Source organism: Roseofilum sp., from assembly GCF_982964205.1.
In genome coordinates, this window is record NZ_CEZBFX010000002.1 from 25,903 (window position 1) to 47,535 (window position 21,633).

Here is a 21,633-nt window from a genome sequence, read left to right on the forward strand (position 1 = left end):
AACTCAATCTTGAATAATGAGGAGAAAAACAATGTCCCAAATGACTTCCAACCCAGGTAATAGTACCAATCAAAAGAAGTACAACACTCCCAAACTGCGGAAATTTGGCAATGTCAGCGATCTGACGTTGACCGGGCCTGGTGCTCCTGGCGATCCCACCGATGGTGGGGGAGGCTTTAGTCAATATGCCTCGTAATTGCTAACTTCTCAGTTGTGTACTTTGAATGTCGCAATTCATCCAGGATTTTACTCTGGCGAGCGTTCTAAAAACTCTAGAGTCAGCTTCTGGGTGAATTGTGCTTAACCAGGAATAGTAGGGATAGAATAATTGTCTTGAATGAATTAGGTCACTCGTTTAAGTATACAGCTTATGGCTTAACGGTACAGGCGAATAAACCTGTACCGTTTTTAACTTCTGCCAGGAAAAATGCTCCGGTCGATGTCTGGGTAGAGTTGATGACAGAGGACGAAGAGGAAGCGCGATCGCCAGAAGCGGTTTCATCATCGAGACCGAAAGTTTACTCTAATGGAGTGAAACCCATATACAAGGGCGATCGCACTCATTTCCATTTGTGGTTTCGCGGTGACGGACAAATCGATTTTCAGGTCGATGCGGATGGCCGTCATATCGGAGTAACCTGGACTCGTTCGGTTTTAGAAGAAGTGACAACCCTGTTAGTGGGATCGGTGTTGGGCTGTACTTTACGCTTGCAGGGTGTCCTTTCTCTTCATGCTTGTGTGGTGAAAATGGGTCAGCAGGCGATCGCGATCGCCGGGGAAACAGGAGCGGGAAAATCAACGACAGCAGCAGCCCTGGCTAAACGGGGATACCCCATTCTCGCTGATGATATTGCGGCGATCGGCGATCGCTCATCCCATTTTGTTGTACATCCAGGTTATCCACGCCTGCGATTGTGGCCGGAATCAATTACAGCTCTGTACGGTTCAGAAGTTGGCTTAAATCGGGTATTTGACTTTATGGACAAACGGTTTCTGGACTTAAGTGGAAGTGTTAGGGATAACGAGGGCGAGACTCAATGGCAGTTCTATCAGGAACCCCTCCCCTTAGCAGCAATTTACATTCTTGGAAAACGCCAGCCAGAATTAGCAGCACCGCAGATTGAATCCATTCCCTCAGCAATGGCACTGATGAAGTTGATGGAGCAGCGATCGGTGAGCCATTTAAAATTAGAGAAGGATAGGCAAGAGCGGGAGTTTACTGGTTTTAGTCGTGTAGCAATGAAAGTGCCGATCAGAAAAGTAACTCGCGGCGATAGTTTAGACGCATTGCCCCAGTTGTGCGACGCTATTTTAGAAGATTTAGCGAGTCTTACCCCATCAGAGAACAGCACTCAACTTTCCAAAACAGCCGATGGCTAATTTACCTGATGACATATTAACCACTATTTTTCACTTGCAGCGGCGACTGTTCCAAATTATAGATCGGGCGAAAGCAGCCGAATTTAATTTATTGCAACAGTATGGTGAGAGAGAGGCAACACTTCCCGAACTAGAACAAATCGATAATGCCCTAGAGCGGGCCAGGACTTCTTATACTCGTCTTGGCAAACTACTACTGTTAGTTGCCGAATCTCAACCAATAGCTAATTCTGCTACTCTGAAGTTATTGGAGCAATCTATAGAAATAGCAGAAGCAACAGCAGATGCTATAGAAGCAACTATCCAAGAAACAAAAAGGAATTGGAATCTGCCATGAATAGCCAACCCCAAATCCCCGATCCGGAAACAAGAACAAGGTCTATTGCTCGCTGGCGAGAAGTGTGTCTAATGTTTGACGATCTTAATATGCTATTAGATGAAGCGATCGCCCTTGCCGAAGCTGATATTCGCAATAGTCCAATTAATGTTGAACGACGACAGAGAGCAAGGAATTTACTAGAAACGAAATGAGGTCATTCCATCCGAAATATGGAACTCAATTACTGGAGATATAGATGAATCCTAAAAATCCCCCCCTTTCGCCACTGCATCAAAAAATTTATGCTGGTATAAAAGAAGCGATTGCCGAGGCGATCGAGAGACATCGCAAACTGGGCGAATCCATTAGTATTTGGCAAGATGGAAAAGTTGTTACCATTTCCAGCGATAAAATCCCACCTCTGGAAAAAGATGTCTAGCTGTAGCCATGCCCTCAACTTTAGCAGAGTCCATTGAGCTACTTTTACCCGATCTAGTGCCCAAATTAGTTGCACCCGATCGAGTTTTGGGATTAAAAGGATTAGCAGATCGTCTCGCTCCCATTCTGCGAGGTGGTTTTGAATGTCGCCTCAATTTCAACACTGCTCAAGTCGATTTCCAGCAGTGCATTGTACCCAACGAGAATGAGTTAGCGTTGTTGCAAGAACAGATATCTGCTGTTACTTCAGAGGATGGAGTCACTCATGCGGGGTGGCTGCAACTGCAAGATTTTCTGGCACAATGGCAATTATCCCTTCATGCCATTGGAGACATTTGGTTAGAGTACGATATTGACGACTCCTCAGTTTTTCTGCCCCTCCCTTCTATTTTCTTCGGGTTGCCGCAAGAGGTATCCCCAGCCATTGAAACCTATGCTATTGCTACCCAATCTCTGGATTTACTTCTAGGTTCTTCGGGTTGGCACGAGTGGCAAGATAATTTGGAACAGTGCTTTCGAGCTTGCCCCAATGGAGTATTTATCAGTCATATTGGTGTGATGCTCTCTCGAAACTCACCCGCTTTGCGAGTTAATGTTAAACGTTTGCAACCCGATTTGTTAATTCCCTATTTGCAAGAGATTGGCTGGCAGGAGCAAACAAAGGAACTAGAAGCTTTGATGATACAATTATTCGGGTTAGTCGATCGCCTAACGGTATGCTTGGATGTCGGTCAGATCGTTTATCCCCAAATTGGCTTAGAATGTATTCTCGTCCAACAGCCTCCAGACGAAACCCGTTGGGCTATTTTCTTAGATTATTTAGTAGAACGAGGGTTATGCTTGCCTGAAAAACAAGAGGCTTTATTAAGCTGGCCAGGTCAAACGAATCCTCTAAATGCTAAAGTATCTTGGCCGAGTGACTTAATTGCCGCTTCTCTTTTGCAGCCTAGGGATCGTTTTACGATATTCGATCGCCGCTTAAGTCATATTAAGGTGGTTTGGCGATCGCCAGATTCCTTAGAAGCTAAAGCTTATCTGTGGTTTGAACATCAGTGGTTATCTGGGAAAAGCAAACAATGAATAGCAGTTCTGAAACAAATTGCGATTTAGATCGGTTTTATTCTGCCGAATCGGTTGCTGAATGGAAAGAAATTATTGGTGGAGATCTACATTACCATTTTGGCTATTTTCGCGGCTCCGAAGATTTAGAAACCGGTTTAAGGCAAACCGTGAGAAATTTTTATCCTTATATCCCTACTGGCACACAGGTTTTAGAGATCGGCTGTGGTTGGGGAGGGCCCGCCAAAATGCTAATTAGCGATCGCAATTGCTCCGTAACCGCAATATCATTGAGTAGAACCCAAGTCGAGTATTGCCAGAGCCTGGGTTTAAATGTTTGGCAGCAAGACTTGGAGCTAGAAACAGAGGAAATCAGAGGGCAATACGATCTAATATTTTCCCTGGAAATGATGTCTCATATCAGAAACAAAGCGAGACTGCTGGAGCGGCTGCGATCGTTAGCCCCACGCCTGCTCCTTTCAGTCAACTGTATTACAGATAACTATTGGGGAGAAAGGACGACTTTTGGCGAATCAATGGAACTTTGTACAGTTTCAGAATTGACCCAATATCTCGAGCAAGCTGGCTGGCGAATTGAATCTATGAAAAACAAGCGATTTCAATCATTGCGGACGATCTCACTGTGGAAAGAAAATCTAGATCGCGTTTATGGCGATCTCCAGCCTCCCGGACAGCTCGCTATCCTTCGTTCTCTTGTAGATACAGCACTGCGAGATCCAGTGGGCTGGTGCCAGTCATTTCCCCTAATCGACATTGTGGCAGATTGAGGAAGAAATCTATAAATCTATGACTATCAAAGAACAACTCATTCACGAAATTGAGCAAGCCCCAGAAGAGATCGCCTTGCAGTTACTAAACTTTCTGCACCTGCTCCAATCTGGGTCTCTGACCTCAGCAACAGACCCCCATACAGATGAAAGTCCATTTATTTGTGTTGATGGTCTTTTCGTGATTAAAACTCAAGAACGATTACCTGAAATAGATTGGGTATCTTTGGTTCGAGAAGAAAGAATACATAATTTGATAAACGACTATTGAAAAATAAAAGATGAGTGAAAAAATGCCTTTACCCTTTAATCCGCGATCGCCAGAGTTTCGCGCCAACCCCTATCCTACCTATGATTACCTGCGAACTCATCATCCTATCTACTATCGACCCGAACCAAAAGATTGGGTGCTGACGCGCTACGCTGATATTGTGGAAGCTCTGACAAGCCCTAGCTTTGGGAGAGCGGAGTCGGGACTAGCAGGACTAACAACTGCTAACCAAGAAGCAATTCACCCTTTTTTGTCTTTGCGTCAGGATAGCCAAAGACTGATGGCGCTGTGGTTGGTGCTTCGCAATCCGCCAGATCATACGAGAATCCGTCAATGGTTAGTGGCTCCTTTCAGTCCAGCGCGAATTAAAATATGGCGATCGCGCATTCAGGAGAAAGTTGACGACCTCATTGAGCGGGTGAAAGAGCAGAGGACAATGGATATTATCCACGATTTCGCTTATCCGCTTACCCTTGATGTAAATTGCGAGATATTGGGAATTCCAAAATCAGAATGGCATCCGCGCTTTAAGCAATGGTCAGAAGGTTTGTCCGCAGTCGGAGACTTGGACACAAATGTGATCGCTAACGAGAAAGGTTTGCTGGCGATCGCTGGTTTGGCCCAATATTTCCGCAGCTTAATTGCTAAACACTACAGCGATCGCCAACCGCAAGAGAATCTAATTAGCACCCTAGTTCAAGCACAAGCTGAGGGTCAATTGAGCGAAGAAGAACTGATTGCCAATTGCATCCTCCTATTTTTTGCTGGAGATTCAACAACTAAGCATTTAATTGGCAACAGCATCTTAACTTTGCTCGATCATCCCCAGCAGCTAAGACAGCTACAAGCAAATCCGTCTTTAATAGAAACGACTATATCTGAAGTTTTGCGCTATGAAGGCCCGTTTCAAGTCGTCTCGCGCACGGCACTGTCCGATATTCAACTCTCAAATACAACCATTCATCGGGGTGAAATCGTCAATTGCATGTTAGCTGCTGGTAATCGAGACCCTGCCAAGTTTCCCAACCCAGAGAAGTTTGATATTCAGCGCCAACCCAATCCCTATCTTTCTTTCGGTCGAGGAATTCATATTTGTCTGGGGAGGCATTTGGGTAAATTATTGGCAGAAATTGCCGTGGGTACGCTGGTAAACCGCTTGCCTGAATTATCCATAGCAACCGAATCCCTTGAATGGGAAGATACTTTTCTAGCACGCGGTTTGAAATCATTACCCGTCGTCTTTTGAATACAGTAACCCACGCATCGCCCAATCATGCTTGTGCGCTGTTTCCAGTTGGGCTACTGTGAAGCTCAGTCCAACGTTAGAACCCAGGTTAACAAAGCATTCTAAGCTAGGAGTTTGATTGAGGGCTAAGAGTGACTTTTTTAGCTTGTCATCTGCCCGCAAGTGTTGGATAAATTGTAAAGCATTTTGGACAGACATAAACTTCCTTTCGGTATGGTAAAAGTCCTGGAGAACCCAAGAAAATGGAGAGGTAGGTAAAAATGGATAGCGCAGATATTACCGGAACTAGAAACCCGGTTTTTTGAAAAAACCGGGTTTCTAAGCCATCACATTCAACGAGCGGATTGCTATGAAAGAATTTAACACTCTCTATCGATATACGGCTTGTGGCTTGAATATTGCTTCTGAGCTAGTCTGTCCTGAATTGCGCCCCTACTCTGGCAATGACTCGGATTTTGATGTCCGCATTTCTGTCGGCCCTGTGAGCGATCGCCTCATAGAACCGGTCTATGAGGACTGGTTCAGTCAAATCCAACCAGGAGCTTATCTGCTAAAAGTGGATGAGATTGCCAAATATTTAGTGCTTGATGGCAAAGAGATTATTCTGCCCATTCCGTCAAAACTCCAGCTCTGGATTTTAACCAAAATTTGGTAGTAACCTTTAACCTGCTTGAAGCCCTCCGCAGCAGTGGATTTTCCGGTCGCTTGGTCTATGCTTCAACGGCAGCCGTCTATGGGGAACCCCGACAAGTTCCCATTGACGAAGAGACAGCGACTCGACCGATTTCTCCTTACGGCGCAAGCAAGTTGGCTGCCGAGGAATACATTCATGTCTTTTCCCAGTGCTACGGCTTTCAAAGCGCGATCGCCCGGATCTTTTCTCTCTACGGGCCGAGGCAAAAAAAACAAGTTATATTTGATATTCTGTGTAAAACTCTACTTTCTGACAAGCCGATAGAGCTGTTTGGAGATGGGGGCGAAATGCGCGATTTCGTTCATGTCAAGGATGCCGCTCGCGCGCTGCTATGGTTGGCAGACAGAGCCGAAATCGGTGCGCCAATATTCAATGTTTGCTCTGCTAAAGGAATGACTATCCGCGACCTAGCCATCCTAATCGTTACCTTAGCCGATCGCAATCCCGATCGCATTGTGTTTACGGGCGATCGTAGAAGCGGCGATCCCATCCACTGGATTGGTTGCAATAAAAAATTACTCGGTACTGGCTTTTCCTTCGAGCGATCGCTCTCAGATGGACTATTAGAAACTTTAACATGGTTTCGTGGGGAGTAATAGTGAATTCCATTAATAATGAGACACTGTTCATCGAATTCACTATAATATCAACTCCTTAGATATTTTCTCCCCTTTTCTTATATCAAGTCCGGTTAAACACTTGTCATTGCGACCGGAGGAAAGCAATCGCTAAAACTACCGAGCTAAAAGAGATTGCTTCACTCCACTGCGTTCCGTTCGCAATGACATATTATAACTGATCCAACGGACTTGATATTACTTCCAGAAGCTAGTCATCCAATTAATAAATCCTCTTCAGAATAACGAATAACCTTGGGCTTGGTATTTTGATAAAATGCAGCCATGAGCAATAAAATACCAACTCTACCGATATACATAATCAAGATAATCACTAGCTTAGAAAATTGAGACAAACTATCCGTAATTCCCGTGGATAAACCGACGGTGCTAAAGGCAGAAACTACCTCAAAAAAGATGGCTAAAAACTCGATTTTTACAGAACTTATGCTCACTAAAACCGTGCCGCAAATAATTACAAATAGAGATGCAATAATTACTCCTACGGCCTTAATGAGTAAAAGATTGGGAATTTGCCGTTTATAACATAGGACTTCCTCTCGCTCTTGCAACGCGGCTCTGGTGGCACTGAGCAAAATTCTAAAGGTTGTGGTTTTAATTCCTCCCCCGGTACTGCCTGGACTAGCGCCAATGAACATTAAGGGAATGGTAATAAATAAGGAGGTGGTGGTCATTTTACCAATATCAATGCTATTAAATCCAGCAGTTCTCGTTGTCACAGATTGGAACCAAGCTGCTAAACATTTTTGCCATAAATTCAGCGATTCTAAGGTTGCCGGATTAGAAAATTCCGTCTGCAAAAATGCTAAGAAACCAAGAACAAAAAGGACGATATTGGTGCTGGTAACAATCTTAAAATGGAGAGAAAAAGTAAATCCTTGATTGCGTTTAACTACGCGCCGATAAAACCAAGTGTAGAGTTCCATTATGACTTGATAGCCAATGCCCCCAATAATAATTAAGGCGGTAACGATCGCCACTAATGGGGTGGAAGTAGCGTAGGACGAGAGACTATCACTAAATAAGCTAAATCCGGCATTGTTGAAGGCGCTAATGCTGTGGAAAATGGCGAACCATAGTCCTTGAGCATTGCCATAATCAGGTTGAAACACCCTGATTAATAAGAAAATTCCGGTAATCTCAAAAATTAAGGTCATGCCAATAATCGATCGCACCAACTGACCTACTCCTTCCATACCTTGAGTATCCAGGGATTGTTGAATGGCGAGTTTATCTCTCAATCCTAATTGTCGTCCCAACAGGAGCAGTAAAAAGGTGGTGGCAGTCATGTAGCCTAAACCACCGACTTGAAAGAGTAAGCATAGGAACAACTGCCCCCAAAAGGAATAGAATTGACCGACATCGACGATGGATAATCCGGTGACGCAGACGGAGGAGGTGGCAGTAAATAGGGCCTTCATCACATAATCCAGGGGCCCGTTAATGGTGGCGAATCCTTCTGGGGTAATGGCAAACGGTAACATTAACAATACTGTACCGATCGCAATGACGGCTAAAAAACCCAGACAAATGGTACGCGCAACACTCATGGGTTGTAGCGCTTCGCGCTAGGGAATAGGGAAAATCCCCCTGCTTTTTTAATGGGGTTTGGGGATATCGGAACGTGCTTCATAAAGCAAGGAGAGTGGAGTTAACGAGGTTGTCTCTGACGCTGTTTAATTTCCTCTAATGTCCCTGTGGGAATGGCCGCAATCAGTTGGCGGGTGTATTCTTGGGTGGGATAGTTGTAAATCTGCTCGGAGAAGCCAATTTCTTCTACTTTACCGCGATTCATGACCATGATGCGATCGCTCATAAACTTGACCACACTCAAATCATGGGAAATGAAAATATAGGTCAACTTAAACTCTTCTTGTAGCTCTTTCAATAGGTTCAAAACCTGAGCTTGCACCGACACATCCAACGCAGACACGGACTCATCACAAATAATAAACTTAGGATTCAGAGCCAGAGCGCGGGCAATACAGACTCGTTGGCGCTGTCCTCCGGAAAACTCATGGGGATAGCGGCTCATCCAACTCGGATCGAGACCGACTCTTTCTAGAAGATAACGTACGCGGTCGCGTCGTTCAGATCCAGATTCTAATTCCTGATGAATCACCAACGGTTCCATGACTGCATCACCAATGGACATCCTCGGATCTAGAGAGCTATAGGGGTCTTGAAACACAATCTGCATCTGTCGGCGAAAATAACGCAAGGCCTTGATACTTAAAGTTTGCAGTTGTTCGCCTTCAAAGGCAATCATGCCACCCATGGAGGGAACCAACTGGAGGAGTGTCCGTGCTAAGGTGGTTTTACCACAACCTGATTCTCCCACCAATCCCAATGTTTCCCCTGGATAGACTTGAAAGGATACTCCATTGACGGCCATGGTGTAGCGCTGAGTTTGTCCCCAAATCCCTTTACTGGGAAAACCTACCTTTAAGTCTTTCACCACCATTAGAGGAGATTGTTCATAGAGTTTTTCTAGGCGCTCTTCGATATCTTGGGGTTGAACTTCGGCCGTTTTGTCTAAAGTAACTATAGATTCTTGTTCGAGAAAATCGGCTACTGTGGGCAAATATTTTAAGTGTAAATCGGGTTGGGGGCGACAGGCTAACAGGCCTTGGGTGTAGGGATGTTGAGGACGGGAAAAAATATCGAGAACTGAGCCAGATTCCACGATTTTTCCTTGATACATGACCACGACGCTATCGGCAATTTCAGCAATAACGCCCAAGTCATGGGTAATAAAAATCAGGGACATGCCCCTGGCTTTTTGCAAATCGCGCAACAGATTCAGGATGGTCGCTTGCACGGTCACATCTAAGGCTGTGGTTGGTTCATCGGCAATCAGGAGGGTAGGATTGCAAGAAATGGCCATGGCAATCATGACCCGTTGCAGTTGGCCGCCAGAGAGTTCATGGGGATAGCGATCGAGGATGGCTTGTTTTTGACGATTGATCGAAGATTGCTGTTGGCGATCGCTCGTTACTTCTGGAAATTCCTCTGATATCTGTTGTTGTAAAATTTCATCCTTGGGTAGTAATTGCACTTCTTGCAAGAGGGCGATCGCCTGTCGTCTTGCTTCTGAAGGGGAAATTGATTGATGAAATCGTAGCGCTTCAACCAATTGAAATCCAATGGTATACACCGGATTTAAGGAACTCATCGGTTCCTGAAAAATCATCGAGATTTGACTCCCTCGATACTGTTGCATCTTTTGTGGAGAAAGGTCGCGTAAATTCAGGCGATCCTGTTCAGGGGGATGAAACCAAATTTCTCCACTCGCTATATTTCCTGGAGGTTGAGGAACCAGATCCATAATGGCTAGGGAAGTCACCGATTTTCCCGAGCCAGATTCTCCCACAATGCCTAGGGTTTGTCCTCGTTTAACCGAGAAAGTAATCCGATCGACCGCTTGAATCACTTTCTCATCCGTTTGGAATTGAACAGTGAGGTTACAAACATCTAATACCGAGTCATTCATGGAGATGGGGCTGCAATTAGGGTGATTTTCCAGTAAAGCCGCAAACTTACTGGTAAATACGGGCATTTTATCAAAATCCCTAGGGATTAGCTGGGATTAATGGCCCGTTGATTGGCTGCGATCGCTTCTGCATAGCGACCTAATTTTTGCAGAGCGACCCCTTTGTTAATCCAAGCATCCTGAAAATCGGGTTGCAGATCGGTGACTTGGTTCCAACTCTCTAGAGCATCTTCCCATCGATTTAGAGCGGCTAAGACAATACCTCGATGAAACCAGGCTTGTACATCATCAGCTTGCAGTGCCAGGGTTTGGTCAAAACAAGCGAGCGCCTCTTCAAACCGATTGAGTTTGACCCCTAAAACAATCCCTTTATTATGCCAAGTTTCGAGATCTTTTGGATTGAGTTCTATTGCTCTGTCCCAATTGGCGATCGCTTGTTCATAGTCTTCGAGATCAAAGAATACATTACCGCGATTGGCCCAAGCTAGATCGGCATCCGGGTTTAATTCTAGGGCATGGTCATAGGCTAAAATTGCCTCTTGATGTTGGCCTAAGTTCATCAGCGCATTTCCGCGATTAATGGCAGCGCGATAATGATTAGGGTCAAGTTCCAGAGTGCGATCGAAGGCTTCTAGGGCTTTTTGATCCTCTTCATCGAGTAATTGTTTACCGCGATCGAACCAAACTTGAGGATTATCCTCATCTAAAGAAATGGGTGGGTGTAGCTGTTCGCCAATCTCTTTCGCTACTTCTCCCAATTCACCACAACCCACTTCCCCTAACCGGATCAGGCGCTCTGCCAATTTTTCATTGGGTTCTGAATTTTGGGTGACCTTCTGGCCAAAGCGTTTTAACCAGGCTATCCATTGATCTTCTGAATACTCCTGCTGTAGGTTTTCCCAGTCTTTGAGAACTTGGCTTTTCCCTTGATGAATTCCCTCTAGAAAAGACATAAACCGCATTTCATAGTCCGTATCGGTTGGCCAAGTCGTAGCGGTATCGGCTAAGGAGCTAGGGGACGAAGACCATAAACCCTTGAACCACTGCCAAAGTTGCTCTAACCAGTGCTGAATTTTTCTGAACATCTCCCCCTCCTCTTGTTTTGTTACTGTTCCATTTAAAATTGATTAGGATCGATACTGAGTTCTCTGAGTTTAGCAAATGCGTGGTTTAGCCCATGCGGGATCGCACTCTTGCTGCATCTGATCTCGCTTCACCACCTCCTCCTCTGGGTCTTGAAACGGTTCCCCATTCTGAGTTAGGAAAGATAAGCTTAATTTTACTTGAAGATTGTAGAGAGCACAAAACGATACTCATGATCAAACTTGGGGATCATTCTACAGTATGACAGTATGAATGTTCTTAGTTTATCAATAATATCACAGAGATCGAAGTCTTTAATCTGCAATAAGCGCTCGCGACATTATAGGAGTGGCCTTAATGGTGTAGGTGGGTTCGCTCTCCTCCTGATAAGCGACCATAGGTAAAATCGATCGGGAAAAACCATTAGAAAGTATGGAGCTTTCGGAAATGTACCATGGGCAAAAATATTGCGGCGCAATTGTGCTACCCACTGAGGAGAGGTATGGGTTTTGCGTTTGACTTCTACGACAAGAGTGAGTTGACCGTTACGGTTCTCGACTGCCAAGTCCCAACCCGAATTAAGTTGAATTCCCATAATAGAGTGATTGAATGAACCAGCGATTTATTTTTTAATTGATATAAGCACCGGCAGGAGAGCTAAAGATCGAGCGATCGCCTCCCTTACCGGTGCTTAGAAAATTATGATTCTAATCTGCTCTATAGCAATGCTGTTTGGGTCTTAACAGGGGTTGAACTTCCGATTACCCATTACCAGCGCTCTTTAGAATAATCCCAAGGTCAGAGATTTATCGATGGGTAAAGCCGCTCCAATACCTAACCAGAGAGTAACCAGGGTTCCAAACAAGAAAACCGCAGTCGCGACGGGACGGCGGAAAGGATTTTGGAATTTGTTCACATTTTCGATAAAAGGAACCAGGATTAAGCCTAGGGGAATGGAAGCCATCATCAGAACGCCCAACAGTTTATTGGGAACTGTTCTCAGAATTTGGAATACAGGATAGAAGTACCACTCTGGCAGAATTTCCAGAGGAGTGGCAAAGGGATCGGCAGGTTCGCCGATAAAGGCAGGATCGAGTACCGCTAGGGCAACGATGCAGCCGAGGGTTCCCACAATTACGACCGGGAAAGTATACAACAGGTCATTGGGCCAGGCAGGTTCACCATAGTAATTATGGCCCATGCCTTGGGCGAGTTTTTCCCGGAGTTTGGGATCGGATAAGGCCGGTGGCTTTTGAATGGACATGGTTCAATCAATATAATGAATGGAACAATTATATAGAGGGAGTCGGCAGTGAAGCAGTCGGGATTTATCTCCCTATTTCCTAACGCTACGCACTTTACAAGGGGCCAGAGATTCCTTGCTTACGAATCATTAAGAAGTGAGCCAACATAAAGACGGCGATCGACCAAGGAAGGACGAAGATGTGTAGGCTATAGAAGCGGGTTAAGGTGGCTTGACCTACACTTTCACCGCCTCGCATTAGTTCAACTACAAGGTCTCCAACCACAGGAACAGCAGCAGGAACGCCACTTACAATTTTAACGGCCCAATATCCGACCTGATCCCAAGGCAGAGAATACCCGGTAACTCCGAAGGTTACGGTGATGACCGCTAGAACAACTCCGGTAACCCAAGTTAGCTCGCGGGGTTTTTTGAAGCCTCCGGTAAGGTACACTCGGAAGATGTGCAGAATCATCATCAGTACCATCATACTGGCAGACCAACGGTGGATGGAGCGGATTAACCATCCAAAGCTGACTTCATTCATGATGTATTGAATGGAGGTGAAGGCTTCAGCTACCGTGGGTTTGTAGTAGAAGGTCATGGCGAATCCAGTGGCAAACTGGATGAGGAAGCACACGAGGGTAATTCCACCGAGACAGTAGAAGATATTAACGTGAGGAGGGACGTATTTACTGGTGATGTCGTCGGAGATGCCTTGGATCTCCAGACGTTCTTGAAACCATTGAAAGGTTTTTGACTCTCTTACCTGCTTGGTAAACATGCGGTTAACGATCCTATGAAAGATTAATGCGCTCTTATAGAAATGTAACATAGCCAAAGTAATGATAAAACAGGTGATGGTAAAGCGAATTTTTTGGGTGGCGTGTTTTTTGGTGTTGTATGTGGCGATCGCCCTTGGGGGTTGGATCTCTCCAGCCTATGCTCTGACACAGGAACAGAAGCTCTACAACGAGGTGTGGCGCATTGTGAATCGGTCTTATTTAGATGAGACCTTTAATCATCAAAATTGGTGGTTTGTGCGCCAGAAAGCCCTGAAAAAGCCGCTCAAGAGTCGCGAAGAGACCTATGTGGCCATTGACCAAATGCTGAAGAGTTTGGGCGATCCTTTTACCCGCTTTTTGCCTCCCCAGTCCTATCGCAGCTTGCAGGTGACGACTTCAGGAGAGTTGAGTGGGGTGGGACTGCAGATTGCTTTAGATGCTCAAACCGGTCTGCTGACGGTGATTGCACCGATCGCCGGATCGCCAGCAGAAACCGCAGGACTTCAACCGCGCGATCGCATTATGGCTATTGATGGTATTCCGACTCGCGAGTTAACCATTGAAGAGGCAGCTAACCGGATGCGGGGACCGACTGGAACAGTAGTCACCTTAACCATTGAACGAGACCGCACAGAACAGCACAGGGTGGAGATTACCCGCGATCGTATTACGCTCAATCCCGTGATTTCGGACCTGCGATCGCTTGAGTCTGACTCTGGCTCCATTCCGATTGGCTATCTGCGCTTAACCCAGTTTAATGCCTATGCCTCCCAAGAACTGAGCCAGGCGATCGCTCATTTAGAAGAGCAAGGAGCCGCAGCATATATTCTGGATTTACGCAATAATCCAGGCGGATTATTAACCGCTGGCATTGAAATTGCTCGCCAATGGATCGATCGGGGTACGATTGTTTATGTGGTCAACCGTCAAGGGGTTTTGGAGAGCTTTGAGGCGACTGGAGGCGCACTAACCAACGATCCGCTGGTAGTTTTGGTCAATCATGGAACAGCCAGTGCTAGTGAAATTCTAGCGGGGGCACTCCAGGATAACCATCGCGCTCAATTACTGGGAGAAAAGACGTTTGGTAAGGGATTAATTCAATCCCTGTTTGATTTATCAGATGGCTCTGGGTTAGCCGTAACCATTGCCAAGTATGAAACCCCCGATCATCATGATATTAATCAGTTAGGCATTGAACCCGATCGAATCGTTCCTGCCCAGGCGATCGCCCGTCATCAAATCGCCACCGCTTCTGACTCCCAATATCAAGCTGCGCTAGAAGTGCTAGCCCAACAAACCCAAAGTTAAACTCTAAACTAGAGTCGATCGTGCGTACATCATCTGAAAAGTTTGGGTGCTTATCCATGGATAAACAAACCCTTTTAGACCTTTATCGTGGCGGGCAACGGGATTTTCGAGGTCTTGATTTAGCTGGGATTGATCTCAGTTACACCGATTTAAGTGGCATTGATTTAAGTCAGAGTAATCTGACCCGTGCCAATTTATTTTATGTGAATTTTTCCCATGCTAATCTTAGCCACACTAATCTTTCTTATGCAGATTTAAGTTGCGCTAATTTGTTTTTGGCGTTGCTCAGTGGCTCGAATTTAACGTTAGCCAATCTGAGTAGCGCTTCTTTATTTAATATTAATCTCAGCCATGCAGATTTGAGTGGGGCCAATCTGATTTTTGCTAATTTAGTACAAGCAGATTTGAATGGAACGTGTTTGCTTCAAGCTTCTTTAGCTCAGGCCAATTTAAGTGGGGCTAATTTAAGTGGCGCAGATTTAAGTCGAGCCAATGTGAGTGGGGCCAATCTCATTAAAGCCGATTTAAGTGACACGAATTTAAATCAGACCAATTTAGGCCGTTGTAATGCCGCCTATGCTATTTTTCGGGGTTCAGATTTGAGTGCAACGAATTTAACCGATACCCATTTGGTTCATGCAGAAGGCTTAGAGCAATCGTTAAATGAATCAGAAATCAGCCCCTATCAGTGGCAAGGATTACAGTTTTTTTCCCAAGTCGAATTAGACATTGCCCAAGCCCTACATCAACAAAAGGTCTTGTTTTATCCCCATGTGCGAACCATTTTAGAGGGAAAACCAGAGTCTCAACCTTATTTTCTGGTCATCGATGGTGGTAAATGTGGCATTCTTCAAATTGAAGAACAATCCTGCACTCTCGATCTTAAGCGCGATCGCCTGCTACAGCAATCTGGCATTGTTCTCATTGACTCCTACGTCATCGAACAATGCCAAAATAACCCCCAAGAAGTTGTCCAAGACTTTCTCGAGAGTCTCAGAACTCTAGATTAACCCTCATTAAGTGAAACCACCTCAACACTTCTATTGTAGTGACCCAGTTTCAGAGGTATGATTGACTCTTCAATCTGCTTTTTAATATGAACTTAACCTATGAAACGCCGTAAATTGTTAGCCTATACCACAACAGGAGCAGCTACTACCTTAGCCCTAGCAGCCTGTAGTGCCCAAACCACCACTTCACAAAACACTAGCACCCGTCCCACCAATAGCGCCCTCCCTAATATCCGCTGGAAAATGGCCACCAGTTGGCCAACCTCCCTCGATACCCTCTATGGGTCAGCTAAAATGGTTGCCGATAAAGTCGAAGCCATGACCGATGGGCGATTTATTATCGAAGTCTTTGCTGGTGGAGAAATTGTCCCTGGACTGCAAGTCTTGGATGCCGTGCAAGCGGGAACCGTTGAATGTGGCCATAGTGCCAGTTATTACTACATCGGTAAAAATCCAGCCCTCGTATTTGGAACCACCGTTCCCTTTGGCCTCAATGCCCAACAGCAAAATGCTTGGCTCTACTATGGTGGTGGTCAAGAAATGATGAATAAGCTCTATACAGATTTTAATGTAATTGCCTTTCCTGCCGGCAATAGTGGCGTACAAATGGGCGGCTGGTTTAAGCGTCAGGTGAATACCGTCGCCGACTTAAACGGTTTGAAAATGAGAATCCCTGGATTTGGGGGTAAAGTCCTAGCCAGTTTAGGCGTTAACGTACAGGTATTACCTGGAGGAGAAATCTTCCTCGCTTTAGAGCGGGGGGCTATTGATGCAGCCGAATGGGTTGGCCCCTATGATGATGAAAAATTGGGATTGAATAAGGCGGCCCAATATTATTATTATCCCGGTTGGTGGGAACCCGGTTCAACCTTTGAGTTACAGGTAAATATAGACCAGTGGAATCAATTGCCCAAAGAATATCAGGATGTTCTCAGGAGTGCGGCGGCTGATGCCAATATTCATTGTTTAGCTCGCTATGATACCCTCAATCCCCAAGCTCTCAAACGGCTTAAAGATCGGGGAACCCAATTACAACCCTTCAGCCCAGAAATTTTAACTGCTTGTCGCCAAGCAACTCAGGAGTTGCTTGCACAACAAGCCAGTGAAGAGCCTTCTTTTAAGGAAGTTTATGACTCTTGGAAACAGTTCCAAGCAGATATTTTTAGTTGGCACGCAGTGAGTGAGTTAGGTTACTCGAGTTTTGCCATTGGTCAGTCCTAATGAATAGACTTCTTGCATAAGTCAGGCAATAGGAAATAGACATCAGAATCCAGGATTTTTGGATTACGATTCATTGTCTGCTCAATCAGGCAAGAGTTCTAATACTTAGAGTAGATTTAAATAACTGTGAGAAAGGCGTTGTAGGGGCACATTTTTTTGCCCCTACTCATGACTCATACAGCACTTTGCTTGCGTTATGAAACACAAGCTTGAATCCTCTCTCTCCATTTACCACAACCCTATTCCCTATTCCCTATTCCCCAGCGCAAAGCGCTGTATAATGTTGCCAGGCTAGTTTAGCTGCGCCCACCATTCCCGCTTGATTGCCTAATTCAGCGACTAAAACCTGGAGTCCTTCGCGCGAAGTCGGTAGAACCCGCTGTTCAATTTCTGCTAGGGTAGCAGGGAGGAAGTAAGGGGCACTTTGACTAATTCCACCACCAAGAATAACTGCTTCTGGGGTTAAAATATAGATCAAATTGGCGATTCCTGCCCCTAAACGGTGACCGTAGTTTTCCCAAAAATCTAAGGCTTGTCGGTTCCCACTTTCGGCAAGGTGGCCAAGTTCTTGAGGTTCAAGATGCCCTTGACGGCGGATAGCAGGAATAGACACTTGTTGTTCTAAGGAGCCTCGGTTACCACTGTTGCAAGGATGGCCGTAGAGGTCAATGGTGATTAAGCCCAGTTCTCCGGCTGCGCCATGACGACCGGTAAATAATTTTCCATTTATGATGATAGCTCCCCCAACTCCGGTTCCGAGGGTGAGCAAGATCAGGTCTTGGAAGTTGCGGCCGGCTCCAATCCAGGATTCACCTAATCCAGCACAGTTTGCGTCATTAGCGAGGACAGTGGGTTTACCCGTTTTGCCTTCTAACCACGAGGCTAGGGGTACATCTTGCCAGTCACATAGGTTGATGGCAATGCGAGCAATTTTATCACTTTCGTCTACGGGGCCGGGGACTCCAACTCCCAAGCCTAAGGCGGTTTGCTCTGGGTCAAGTTCGGCAAGAGTTTGGAGTAGAGCAGTAAGGACGGCTTCTGGCGTTGCGGGTTGGGGGGTGGCAATGGTGAGAGTGTTTTGGCAACTGCCATCTTGAGTAAACCGGCCCAGTTTTATGCCGGTTCCGCCGATATCGATGCCGATGACTGTGGGTTGGTTCATGGTTGGGCATGGGTTGGAGGGGTAGGGAGATAAGGGAAGGGGCTGTTTCCTATTCCTTATTCCCTATTCCCTGTAGTTATCTGCCAGGATAGCGGAAGCCTCGGTTACGAAGTTGTTGCTGGACGTTGGGGCTGGGGGCGTAGCCATATCCCCAGTTTGCATCTTCTACATCTTGGATGATATTGGGAGTAACCACAATCACCACTTCTGCACGCTCAGAGTTCTTTTCCGTTCGACGGAACATGCGGCCGATAATGGGTAGGTCTCCAAGAATGGGTAGTTTAGAAACAGTTTCTCGTTCTTGGTCTTGAATGACTCCAGCAATCAAAAGGGTTTGACCATCACGCAGGCGAATTTTACCCGAACTTAACTCCCGTCTCGAAACCAATGCTACTTGTTGTTGCAGTCCATCTATAAGGATATTAAAAGTGCCTGTTGGGGTAGAGATACGAGGATTAATGGTCATGGTAATAAAGCCATTATCATCAATTCGATCTACGACAATTGGCATTAATAGACCTACATCTTCAAACTCAGTGTTAACTGTGGTGGTGGTAGTATTGGCATTAATAGTCGTTTCTTGTTCCACGTTAACAGGGATGCGGTCTGTGAGGTTAATAGTTGAAGTTTCCCCTTCTTGAATGGTAAGAGTTGGGTCAGTAAGGATCTTAGCAGTTCCTTCTTCAATATTCGCTTCCAGTTGCGCTAGGAACTGGTTGGGATATTGGAAAACTTGTGGCAGTTGGTAGGTGAGTTGGGCGGCTTGGCCAATAATAGCGGGTAAGCCGTTAACCGCTGCTCCGGTGGCAGCAGAAATAAGTTCTCCAGTGGGGTTAGTTAAGGCAGGAATGTTTCCGCCGCCTGGGACAAGTTGACTCAGTAGTCGGGGAACGCCATTGGCATCAAAGAATTGAGGAGCAATGGCTTGAGTCGCTGAGACTAAATCTTGGCCATTAATTAAGGGTTGAAATGTACCATCTAGAATTTGACTTAATAGGCGGGGGGTTCCTGCTGCATCAAAGAATTGAGGGGCAGATGCACCTTGGGTAACTTCGACTAAATCACTTTCTGGATCGAGAAGAGGTTGAAAGACTCCTCCTCCAATGGTCAGATCGTTAAAGTTTCTGGGAACACCATTCACATCAAAAAACACTGGTGATTGGTCTCCTGCTAGAGTTAAGTTACCTGAAGCGTCTCGCAACGGTTGTAAGGGGCCATTGGAAACCCCAGGGACATTTAATTCACTCAACAGTCGAGGTGTACCTGTGGAATCTAAGAAGAACTGTGCCCCAACACCGGCTGTGACGACATTTCCGTCAGGACTGCGTAAGGGCTGAAATTGCCCTCCACCAATAGTCAAGTCATTAAAGAGTCTCGGTTGACCTGTGGCATCAAAGAACCGAGGCGCGGGATCTGCTCCGGTTCCAGCAGAAATGAGAGAACCGTTAGGAGTGGTGAGGGCTGGAATTTGCCCTCCACCAAGTTGCAGCTCACTCAAGAGCCTAGGTTGACCAGTATTATCAAAAAATCGAGGGGCTTGAGTGCCAGCAGTGGGTGCAGTAACGAGATTATTAGTTTGATCGACTAAGGGTTGGAATGCGCCTCCCCCAACGGTGAGTTCGTTCAAACTGCGAGGAATCCCATTACGGTCATAGTACAAGGGTGGTGTTCCAGAAGCAGGGGATACCTGACGACCGGCAGCACCAGGAATCCCAACAGAACCGTCAAATCCAGTAACTCCGGCAGTCGTGGGCGAGCCACCAGGGGCGAAAACAGAACCGGGTCGGTTTTGCCCTGAGGGAACCAGTTGGCCGGTGGCGGGGTCGCGCACCAGTTGGGTTCCATTGGGGTTGATAAAGGGAGTGTTGCCCGCAAGGGGGTTGGCGACAACGGGACGACCAAACTGATTAGTGCGGGCTTGATCGGCTGTAGGTGGTCTTAAGCGTCCAAAGTTGGCGATGCCTCGACCGCCATTAACCACGAAGAAAGAATCCCCGGAACCAAAGGAAAAACTACTGTTAGAAAATTCTTCAGCATCAAGGTTAATGTCAATGACTTTGACATTGACGGAGACTTGACGGCGGCGTAGGTCTTGTTGGGAGAGCAAGCCGGTAGCAATTTCTACTTTGCGAGGGTCACCGACGAGGGTGATGGAGTTGAGACGCTCGTCGGCAATAATGGATAGGCCGCGCAGTAGGAGGGGACCGTTGGCTTCTTGAACGGTGAAATTTTCAATGCTAGTCGTTGTTTCTTCTGTTTCCCGTCGGTCTACCCCGTCGCCTTCCACTACGCGCGTGGTGTTGGTAACGACTCGTTGATAGTCTGCTCCTTGGGAGGCGAGGAGGGTGGCGGAGGCTTCGGCTTCGGCTTGGTTGAGGCGGAGAGTGCGGGTGATGACGGGACTTGATTCGAGAGGTAGGTTGGTCCCGACGAAAATAGTGCGGCCAACGCGGTTGGCTTGCAAGCCGCTCAGTTGCAGGACGCTGTTAAAGACGTTTTGCACGGGTTCATTTTCGATGTCGAGAGAAATAGTTGATCCTGCAACAGATGTGGAGGCTCCGGCTTGACCTTCGGGAATTTCACCCCCTCCTGCACTATCGGTGAAGGCGAGGTTCATGCCTGCAACCCGTGCGAGCAGGGCGAGAACATCGCGCACGGGGGCATCCCGGAGAACGAGACGGGGGACGTTTTCGGAGGAGCCGAGGTTGATGGTGCGCCCGGATGCGTCGATGGTGGATACGGAGATTTCACCGAGGGGTGGGGCGATCGCTCTTTGCCGGAAGGGAGGCGCGACACCTGTTCCGGGGGGTAGGCTGGGGATGCCGTTTTGCAAGCTTGGTAGGGGTACATTGTTGTTGGGAGCGCCCTGGGCAATGGGTTGGGGCGGCGTTTGAGCGACCGACTGGGGTGCAGGGGCCTGGGGTGCAGTGTTGGCAGTGGGTTTAGGGTCGTCTTGCTTGAGGGAGAGAATGAAGTTAGAGCCGTCTTGGATGCTGATGCGGCCGCTGAGACTACCTTGGTTACCGGTGACGGTGACGCGAACGCTGTTGCCATCTATGGAGTTGATGCGAACGGCGGCAATGCCTGGGGCGGGGTTGGCTTGCATGAATTCGCCGCTGGGAATGTTGAGCTGCATGTTTGAGATGTTGGCAACCCATTCGTTGCCGTTGGGCACGGCAAATATTTGGGGGCGATCGCCTTCTTGAGTATCTAGGATGACTTCAATTCCGTCATTCTTGGGGTTTAGGGAGACGTTGGTTATTCGGGTCGGAGCCGCCCAAGCCGAAGTATTGGCTACAATCACGGCGGCTCCACCGAGCAGTGCCCCACTTAGTCCAAATTGATACTTTTTCATTGCTCTCCTCACGCGATCGCTTTAGACACTGAAATTGAAGATAAACTGTATGCAAACCCCGTTTAAATGAGGGTCTGGTTACTTAAGCATAGATTATGGTTACTTATCATTCCCTAAGTGACCCTCAATCGTCAATAGTG

Annotated in this window: 22 protein-coding genes and 1 pseudogene; 14 read left to right on the plus strand and 9 right to left on the minus strand. The window is 46.6% G+C overall.

Features of this window, described 5'->3' with window-relative positions:
* The first annotated feature begins 31 nt into the window (after window positions 1-31).
* The 9 genes from AC3A14_RS00795 (at window position 32) to AC3A14_RS00835 (ending at window position 5,501) form a co-directional block, all read left to right on the plus strand.
* A complete protein-coding gene (locus AC3A14_RS00795) occupies window positions 32-196 on the plus strand; it encodes a lasso RiPP family leader peptide-containing protein (RefSeq protein WP_318732026.1) in 165 nt (54 codons plus the stop codon).
* 137 nt (window positions 197-333) lie between these two features.
* On the plus strand, window positions 334-1,380 hold the full coding sequence (locus tag AC3A14_RS00800; RefSeq protein WP_318732025.1) for a hypothetical protein: 1,047 nt from the start codon (window positions 334-336) through the stop codon (window positions 1,378-1,380).
* Window positions 1,373-1,717: a hypothetical protein gene (locus AC3A14_RS00805; protein WP_318727719.1), complete on the plus strand. Its 345-nt coding sequence runs from the start codon at window positions 1,373-1,375 to the stop codon at window positions 1,715-1,717. The genes AC3A14_RS00800 and AC3A14_RS00805 overlap by 8 nt, the downstream gene beginning before the upstream one ends.
* Window positions 1,714-1,911: a hypothetical protein gene (locus AC3A14_RS00810; RefSeq protein ID WP_318727720.1), complete on the plus strand. Its 198-nt coding sequence runs from the start codon at window positions 1,714-1,716 to the stop codon at window positions 1,909-1,911. The genes AC3A14_RS00805 and AC3A14_RS00810 overlap by 4 nt, the downstream gene beginning before the upstream one ends.
* A 44-nt stretch (window positions 1,912-1,955) precedes the next feature.
* Window positions 1,956-2,138: a hypothetical protein gene (locus tag AC3A14_RS00815; RefSeq protein WP_318727721.1), complete on the plus strand. Its 183-nt coding sequence runs from the start codon at window positions 1,956-1,958 to the stop codon at window positions 2,136-2,138.
* 8 nt (window positions 2,139-2,146) lie between these two features.
* The gene (locus AC3A14_RS00820) at window positions 2,147-3,217 is read left to right on the plus strand and encodes a hypothetical protein (RefSeq protein ID WP_318732024.1); all 1,071 of its coding nucleotides are present in this window, start codon (window positions 2,147-2,149) and stop codon (window positions 3,215-3,217) included.
* Window positions 3,214-3,984: an SAM-dependent methyltransferase gene (locus AC3A14_RS00825; RefSeq protein ID WP_318732023.1), complete on the plus strand. Its 771-nt coding sequence runs from the start codon at window positions 3,214-3,216 to the stop codon at window positions 3,982-3,984. The genes AC3A14_RS00820 and AC3A14_RS00825 overlap by 4 nt, the downstream gene beginning before the upstream one ends.
* 19 nt (window positions 3,985-4,003) lie before the next feature.
* Entirely contained in the window at window positions 4,004-4,255 is a 252-nt protein-coding gene (locus AC3A14_RS00830; RefSeq protein WP_318732022.1) for a hypothetical protein, read from the plus strand.
* 10 nt (window positions 4,256-4,265) lie between these two features.
* The gene (locus AC3A14_RS00835; RefSeq protein ID WP_318732021.1) at window positions 4,266-5,501 is read left to right on the plus strand and encodes a cytochrome P450; all 1,236 of its coding nucleotides are present in this window, start codon (window positions 4,266-4,268) and stop codon (window positions 5,499-5,501) included.
* Here AC3A14_RS00835 and AC3A14_RS00840 read toward each other — a convergent pair.
* A complete protein-coding gene (locus AC3A14_RS00840) occupies window positions 5,484-5,699 on the minus strand; it encodes a Nif11 family protein (protein WP_318732020.1) in 216 nt (71 codons plus the stop codon). The two genes, AC3A14_RS00835 and AC3A14_RS00840, sit on opposite strands and share 18 nt — an antisense overlap.
* Window positions 5,700-5,850: 151 nt before the next feature.
* On the opposite strand from AC3A14_RS00840, the gene AC3A14_RS00845 reads away from it, so the two are divergent.
* Both AC3A14_RS00845 and AC3A14_RS00850 read left to right on the plus strand, forming a co-directional pair.
* Window positions 5,851-6,156, plus strand: coding sequence for a hypothetical protein (locus AC3A14_RS00845; RefSeq protein WP_318732019.1), 306 nt, complete (start codon window positions 5,851-5,853; stop codon window positions 6,154-6,156).
* Window positions 6,150-6,791 (plus strand): NAD-dependent epimerase/dehydratase family protein, encoded by a 642-nt coding sequence (locus tag AC3A14_RS00850; RefSeq protein WP_318732018.1) that lies wholly within the window; start codon window positions 6,150-6,152, stop codon window positions 6,789-6,791. Before AC3A14_RS00845 ends, AC3A14_RS00850 begins: the two co-directional genes overlap by 7 nt.
* 236 nt (window positions 6,792-7,027) lie before the next feature.
* Here the strand turns inward: AC3A14_RS00850 and AC3A14_RS00855 are convergent, their stop codons facing one another.
* The 6 genes and pseudogenes from AC3A14_RS00855 to petB form a co-directional block, all read right to left on the minus strand.
* Complete coding sequence (locus AC3A14_RS00855) at window positions 7,028-8,383, minus strand: TrkH family potassium uptake protein (protein ID WP_318732017.1); 1,356 nt, start codon at window positions 8,381-8,383, stop codon at window positions 7,028-7,030.
* A gap of 101 nt (window positions 8,384-8,484) precedes the next feature.
* Window positions 8,485-10,326, minus strand: coding sequence for an ABC transporter ATP-binding protein (locus tag AC3A14_RS00860; protein ID WP_413038572.1), 1,842 nt, complete (start codon window positions 10,324-10,326; stop codon window positions 8,485-8,487).
* An 86-nt stretch (window positions 10,327-10,412) separates the two neighbouring features.
* Window positions 10,413-11,411 carry a tetratricopeptide repeat protein gene (locus AC3A14_RS00865; protein ID WP_318732016.1) on the minus strand — a complete coding sequence of 333 codons (999 nt, stop codon included), beginning with the start codon at window positions 11,409-11,411 and terminating at the stop codon, window positions 10,413-10,415.
* Between the two features lie 336 nt (window positions 11,412-11,747).
* Window positions 11,748-12,004 (minus strand): annotated as a pseudogene (locus tag AC3A14_RS00870) (hypothetical protein); the annotation flags it as partial.
* A 186-nt stretch (window positions 12,005-12,190) separates the two neighbouring features.
* Entirely contained in the window at window positions 12,191-12,673 is a 483-nt protein-coding gene (gene petD, locus AC3A14_RS00875; RefSeq protein ID WP_271944267.1) for a cytochrome b6-f complex subunit IV, read from the minus strand.
* A gap of 94 nt (window positions 12,674-12,767) precedes the next feature.
* Entirely contained in the window at window positions 12,768-13,436 is a 669-nt protein-coding gene (petB, locus tag AC3A14_RS00880; protein WP_271944269.1) for a cytochrome b6, read from the minus strand.
* Window positions 13,437-13,512: 76 nt separating this feature from the next.
* On the opposite strand from petB, the gene ctpA reads away from it, so the two are divergent.
* The 3 genes from ctpA (at window position 13,513) to AC3A14_RS00895 (ending at window position 16,976) form a co-directional block, all read left to right on the plus strand.
* Complete coding sequence (gene ctpA, locus AC3A14_RS00885; RefSeq protein WP_318732015.1) at window positions 13,513-14,745, plus strand: carboxyl-terminal processing protease CtpA; 1,233 nt, start codon at window positions 13,513-13,515, stop codon at window positions 14,743-14,745.
* Between the two features lie 56 nt (window positions 14,746-14,801).
* Window positions 14,802-15,755 carry a pentapeptide repeat-containing protein gene (locus tag AC3A14_RS00890; RefSeq protein ID WP_318697950.1) on the plus strand — a complete coding sequence of 318 codons (954 nt, stop codon included), beginning with the start codon at window positions 14,802-14,804 and terminating at the stop codon, window positions 15,753-15,755.
* A 99-nt stretch (window positions 15,756-15,854) separates the two neighbouring features.
* Entirely contained in the window at window positions 15,855-16,976 is a 1,122-nt protein-coding gene (locus tag AC3A14_RS00895; protein WP_318732013.1) for a TRAP transporter substrate-binding protein, read from the plus strand.
* 253 nt (window positions 16,977-17,229) lie between these two features.
* On the opposite strand, the gene AC3A14_RS00900 is transcribed toward AC3A14_RS00895, so the two are convergent.
* Entirely contained in the window at window positions 17,230-18,138 is a 909-nt protein-coding gene (locus tag AC3A14_RS00900; protein ID WP_318732012.1) for an ROK family protein, read from the minus strand.
* Window positions 18,139-18,214: 76 nt separating this feature from the next.
* Window positions 18,215-21,493: an AMIN domain-containing protein gene (locus AC3A14_RS00905; protein ID WP_318732011.1), complete on the minus strand. Its 3,279-nt coding sequence runs from the start codon at window positions 21,491-21,493 to the stop codon at window positions 18,215-18,217.
* Window positions 21,494-21,633: the final 140 nt, after the last annotated feature.

Bases quoted from the DNA above. Each gene is read 5' to 3' on its own strand.
- AC3A14_RS00795 (WP_318732026.1), top strand. From the start codon at position 32: ATGTCCCAAATGACTTCCAACCCAGGTAATAGTACCAATCAAAAGAAG.
- AC3A14_RS00805 (WP_318727719.1), top strand. From the start codon at position 1,373: ATGGCTAATTTACCTGATGACATATTAACCACTATTTTTCACTTGCAG.
- AC3A14_RS00810 (WP_318727720.1), top strand. From the start codon at position 1,714: ATGAATAGCCAACCCCAAATCCCCGATCCGGAAACAAGAACAAGGTCT.
- AC3A14_RS00815 (WP_318727721.1), top strand. From the start codon at position 1,956: ATGAATCCTAAAAATCCCCCCCTTTCGCCACTGCATCAAAAAATTTAT.
- AC3A14_RS00820 (WP_318732024.1), top strand. From the start codon at position 2,147: ATGCCCTCAACTTTAGCAGAGTCCATTGAGCTACTTTTACCCGATCTA.
- AC3A14_RS00825 (WP_318732023.1), top strand. From the start codon at position 3,214: ATGAATAGCAGTTCTGAAACAAATTGCGATTTAGATCGGTTTTATTCT.
- AC3A14_RS00830 (WP_318732022.1), top strand. From the start codon at position 4,004: ATGACTATCAAAGAACAACTCATTCACGAAATTGAGCAAGCCCCAGAA.
- AC3A14_RS00835 (WP_318732021.1), top strand. From the start codon at position 4,266: ATGAGTGAAAAAATGCCTTTACCCTTTAATCCGCGATCGCCAGAGTTT.
- AC3A14_RS00840 (WP_318732020.1), bottom strand. From the start codon at position 5,699: ATGTCTGTCCAAAATGCTTTACAATTTATCCAACACTTGCGGGCAGAT.
- AC3A14_RS00845 (WP_318732019.1), top strand. From the start codon at position 5,851: ATGAAAGAATTTAACACTCTCTATCGATATACGGCTTGTGGCTTGAAT.
- AC3A14_RS00855 (WP_318732017.1), bottom strand. From the start codon at position 8,383: ATGAGTGTTGCGCGTACCATTTGTCTGGGTTTTTTAGCCGTCATTGCG.
- AC3A14_RS00860 (WP_413038572.1), bottom strand. From the start codon at position 10,326: ATGAATGACTCGGTATTAGATGTTTGTAACCTCACTGTTCAATTCCAA.
- AC3A14_RS00865 (WP_318732016.1), bottom strand. From the start codon at position 11,411: ATGTTCAGAAAAATTCAGCACTGGTTAGAGCAACTTTGGCAGTGGTTC.
- petD (WP_271944267.1), bottom strand. From the start codon at position 12,673: ATGTCCATTCAAAAGCCACCGGCCTTATCCGATCCCAAACTCCGGGAA.
- petB (WP_271944269.1), bottom strand. From the start codon at position 13,436: ATGTTTACCAAGCAGGTAAGAGAGTCAAAAACCTTTCAATGGTTTCAA.
- ctpA (WP_318732015.1), top strand. From the start codon at position 13,513: ATGGTAAAGCGAATTTTTTGGGTGGCGTGTTTTTTGGTGTTGTATGTG.
- AC3A14_RS00890 (WP_318697950.1), top strand. From the start codon at position 14,802: ATGGATAAACAAACCCTTTTAGACCTTTATCGTGGCGGGCAACGGGAT.
- AC3A14_RS00895 (WP_318732013.1), top strand. From the start codon at position 15,855: ATGAAACGCCGTAAATTGTTAGCCTATACCACAACAGGAGCAGCTACT.
- AC3A14_RS00900 (WP_318732012.1), bottom strand. From the start codon at position 18,138: ATGAACCAACCCACAGTCATCGGCATCGATATCGGCGGAACCGGCATA.
- AC3A14_RS00905 (WP_318732011.1), bottom strand. From the start codon at position 21,493: ATGAAAAAGTATCAATTTGGACTAAGTGGGGCACTGCTCGGTGGAGCC.